General features: G+C 60.9%; 3 protein-coding genes and 2 pseudogenes. 3 read left to right on the forward strand and 2 right to left on the reverse strand.

Features of this window, described 5'->3' with window-relative positions:
* A partial coding sequence (locus tag DES43_RS22015; RefSeq protein ID WP_133676439.1) for a transposase occupies positions 1-165 on the reverse strand: 165 nt, incomplete at its 3' end.
* Positions 166-312: 147 nt separating this feature from the next.
* Between DES43_RS22015 and DES43_RS22020 the strand changes: the two are divergent.
* The 3 genes and pseudogenes from DES43_RS22020 to DES43_RS22030 all read left to right on the forward strand — a co-directional run.
* Positions 313-555: pseudogene (locus DES43_RS22020) on the forward strand (transposase); the annotation flags it as partial.
* Between the two features lie 89 nt (positions 556-644).
* Positions 645-1,868 carry an IS256 family transposase gene (locus DES43_RS22025; protein ID WP_133676441.1) on the forward strand — a complete coding sequence of 408 codons (1,224 nt, stop codon included), beginning with the start codon at positions 645-647 and terminating at the stop codon, positions 1,866-1,868.
* Positions 1,869-1,910: 42 nt separating this feature from the next.
* Positions 1,911-2,306 (forward strand): annotated as a pseudogene (locus DES43_RS22030) (transposase); the annotation flags it as partial.
* 530 nt (positions 2,307-2,836) lie between these two features.
* Here the strand turns inward: DES43_RS22030 and DES43_RS22035 are convergent.
* The gene (locus DES43_RS22035) at positions 2,837-3,907 is read right to left on the reverse strand and encodes a tripartite tricarboxylate transporter permease (RefSeq protein ID WP_280960268.1); all 1,071 of its coding nucleotides are present in this window, start codon (positions 3,905-3,907) and stop codon (positions 2,837-2,839) included.
* Positions 3,908-4,018 lie beyond the last annotated feature (111 nt).

Genomic DNA, 4,018 nt, shown 5'->3' on the forward strand with positions numbered 1-4,018 from the left:
GTATTCGGGCGGTACGTCGCGCCATCGCCCACCGGTTTTCAAGATGTGCAGGATACCGCTGATAACGCGCCGGTCATCGACGCGGGGCTTGCCGGGCTGGTTCTTCGGCAGATGCGGCTCCAACACCGCCCAGGCTTCATTAGACAGCCAGAAGTGATCGTGCATGGCTTCCTCCATGCCCCCGGACCCACTACCGAACCGAATCAGCCAATCTTGACAATAATTTGATTAAGTCCCCAACCTAGGCTCCGTACTCAATCATTGCCTTGATTGAATGTTTGGGTGTGGTTCTCTTTTATGCAGGAGGATCACGTGGCGAATGAGTTTTGGTTGAGCGATCGGCAATGGGCGGCAATCGAGCCGTGTCTTCCCAGCAATCAGCCGGGCGCGCGGCGGGTCGATGACCGGCGCATTCTGAGCGGCATCATCCATGTGCTGCGTTCCGGCTGCCGGTGGCGCGACTGCCCGGCGGTTTATGGCCCTTACACGACCGTCTACAACCGCTGGAACCGATGGTCGCGGTGCAAGGTCTGGCAGTTGCTCTTCGAGGCTTTGCGTTCGGTCTCGCCCGGTGAGGACTTTCAGGCGGGACTGTCAGGATTTCCGTGTTTGACGGGCATAGTGGATAAATAAGGAGTCCCCCTATGTCTCGACGCAAAGAGCCTGCAATCCCGAATGAACTTCTCGATCAGTTGCTAGCTGGCGGCGCTGCCAGTGCGGTCTTTGAGCAAGACGGCCTGCTGGATTCGCTGAAGAAGGCGCTGACCGAGCGCGCCTTGAACGCAGAGATGAACCATCATCTGGCCGGCGATGATGGCGCCGGCAACACGCGCAATGGCTGTGGCCGTAAGAGGGTCACGACCGATACCGGCCAACTGGAGATCGAGGTGCCGCGCGACCGGCAGTCGAGCTTTGATCCGCAACTGATCGCTAAATATCAGCGCCGTTTCCCAGGCTTCGACGACAAGATCGTTTCGATGTACGCCCGCGGCATGAGCACCAGGGAGATTACTGGGCATCTGCGCGAGCTATACGGCATTGACGTGTCGCCGGACCTGATCAGCACCGTGACGGACGCCGTGCTCGATGAAGTCTCCACCTGGCAGCAGCGGCCGCTCGACCCGGTTTATCCGCTGGTCTTCTTCGATGCGATCCGGGTCAAGATCCGGGACGAAGGCATGGTCCGCAACAAGGCGATCCATATCGCCCTGGGTGTGCGCGCCGATGGCGCCAAGGAGGTGCTTGGCCTCTGGCTTGAGCAGAACGAAGGCGCCAAGTTCTGGCTGCGGGTGATGAACGAGCTCAAGACCCGCGGCACCGGGGATATCCTGCTGCCTGTCGTTGATGGCCTCAAGGGCTTCCCGGAGGCCATTACCGCGGTGTTCCCCGAAACTGTGGTGCAGACCTGCATCGTGCATCTGCTGCGCAACTCCATGGACTTTGTCTCCTGGAAGGACCGCAGGGGCTTGGCAACGGCGCTCAAGCAGATTTACCGCGCCACCGATGCCGACGCGGCCGAACAGGCGCTGGCGGCCTTCGAGGCCGGCTATTGGGGCCAGCGCTATCCCGCCATCGGCCAGAGCTGGCGGCGCGTCTGGAGCGAGGTCATTCCGTTCTGCGCCTTTCCCGATGAGGTCCGCAGGATCGTCTACACCACAAATTCCATAGAAGCTTTGAACTCCAGGCTTCGCCGGGCGGTCAGGGCCAGGGGCCACTTACCCAGCGACGATGCCGCCACCAAGCTGCTCTATCTGATCTTGAACCGGTCGGAGAAAGAGTGGAAAATGCCGCCACGTGAGTGGTCAGTGGCCAAGGCACAGTTCGCCGTCATCTTCGGTGAGCGCTTCATAAAAGCCATGGCGGCGTAATATGCAATCGCCCGCCAAACACGAAATTAATGACACTCCCCACAGATCCTGATCGCCGGCCTGCGCCACGATGGCCTGAGCGCGCCATGGGTAATCCACGGCGCCATGAACCGCACCGCCTTCAACGTCTATGTCGAGACCCAACTGGCGCCGACGCTCGCCCCCGGGGATGTCGTCATCCTCGACAACCTCAGCGTCCACAAGAGCGCCAGGGCCGAAGCTGCCATCCGTGCGCGAGGCGCATGGATGCTCGTCCTGCCCCAATACTCTCCCGACCTGAACCCGATCGAGATGGCCTTCTCAAAGCTCAAGGCCCATATGCGAAAGGCCGCAGCGCGGACCTTCGACGCGCTGTTCAATGCTTTGCACGACATCTGCCGCCTGTTCAGCCCACACGAATGCCGAAACTACTTCAACGCCGCAGGCTATGCGCCATAATTACGGCACGATGCTTTAGACGATTGCCTCTACGCGTTGCAGCCGACATTCCCGACCTGACGCGTTCCTCATTGCACAGCTGCCTGTAACGCCGGGATATTGCTCGCTGACAGGAAGCAGACGGCGGAAAGGCAACTCAATCATTTCGTGGCCATCAATCGGACCAGCAAATTCGCCTAAGTCGCGCTTGCAGAAGCGAGCCGGTAGTCTAAGGGGCGGCCATGGAACGGGCGACTTCGTCCTGGCTACGGAGCCGCGGCACGCGTCTCCTCGCCATGATCCGAATAGTCGAGCCGCACGCAAATGAACTTGCCAACCTTGACGCACCCCGCAAGCGGGGGGCGGCACCTCGGGCAGCGAGGCCGCATGGAGCCCGTCAAGAAGCACGGGCAACGACGACGGCATCGCCCCCGAAAAAGTCGTCCACATGCCCACAGAGCGCACGAAGCCTGCCCACGCAGTCCAGCCCCGGTTTTTCTCCTGCCGCGATCTCGTCGAAACCAGCTTCATCCTGCGGATTTGCTCGTCTTCTAGGCGGGTTCAATGCCTGCGCGCCGCCTCAGGATCCGGTAAGCGGAGATCACAGCGAACGGTGCAACGCATGCAATAAGGAGGCCGAGCGAGACCGGACGCTCAATGAAAATCATCACGTCGCCGCGCGACATTGCGAGCGACTGCGCCAAGCTGGTTTCCGTCAACGGCCCCAGGACCAAGCCGAGAATCATCGGCGCCAGCGGTATGCCAACGCGCTTGCACAGATAGCCGGCGACGCCGAAGCCGATCATCAGCCAGACCTCGAACATGTCGCCGTTCACGCTATAGGCACCGACAACAGCGAACATGATGATGATTGGAAATATGTAGACGTATTGGATGGACGAGACCTTCACGAACAGCGGGATCATGACGATGGACAGGAAGACGAGCACGACGTTCGCAATAAAAAGGCTGGCGATGACGCCCCAGACAAGAGCAGGATGCTCGGTAAACAGCAGTGGACCTGGCGGGATGCCGGCGACCACCAGAGCCGCCAGCATCAGCGCGGTTGATGCCGAACCTGGTATGCCGAGCGTCAGCATGGGTACTAGCGCGCCGGCGACGGCGGCGTTGTTCGCCGATTCCGGCGCGGCTACACCCTCGATCCTGCCTGTCCCGAATTCGTGCCCGAACCGGGACAGGCGCTTCTCGATCGTATATGCCATGAAAGAGGCAGCAGCCGTTCCCGCACCGGGGAGGATGCCCATGCCGAAGCCGACCAGCCCGGCGCGGATCATCGTGCCCAATGTGGTTCTGATCTCGTGCCAGCGCGGCAGCGCATCCCGCCAACCCGACGATTCCAGCTTCGCGGTGCGCGAATCCCAGCTTGCCAGGACCTCGCCAACGCCGAGCAGGCCGATCGCGACTACGATAAAGTCGAGCCCGTCGGACAGCGCGAAAAGATTGAAGTCGTAGCGCGGTTCGCCGCGCAACGGGTCTGGCCCCACCGTTCCGAGCATCAGCCCGAGCAGCATCGAGAGGATGGCGTAGCGGTTTGCGCCGAACGTGCAGAACAGGAGAAGGACGAAGGTCATGAGGATGAATTTTTCCGGCGGTCCAAACAACAGGGCGGCGTTTGAATGTCAATGACCGTGGAATCGGGACCCCGTATTTTCGCGCAAAAGGAACCCCGGTTTTGGGTTGATGGAGGGCACGACGGTGAGCGCCCGATCAGG

It is taken from the genome of Aquamicrobium defluvii (genome assembly GCF_004363725.1).
In the GTDB taxonomy this organism is placed as follows: Bacteria; Pseudomonadota; Alphaproteobacteria; order Rhizobiales; family Rhizobiaceae; genus Mesorhizobium; species Mesorhizobium defluvii.

Coding starts and splice junctions, on each gene's coding strand:
- DES43_RS22025 (WP_133676441.1), top strand. CDS start 645: ATGTCTCGACGCAAAGAGCCTGCAATCCCGAATGAACTTCTCGATCAG.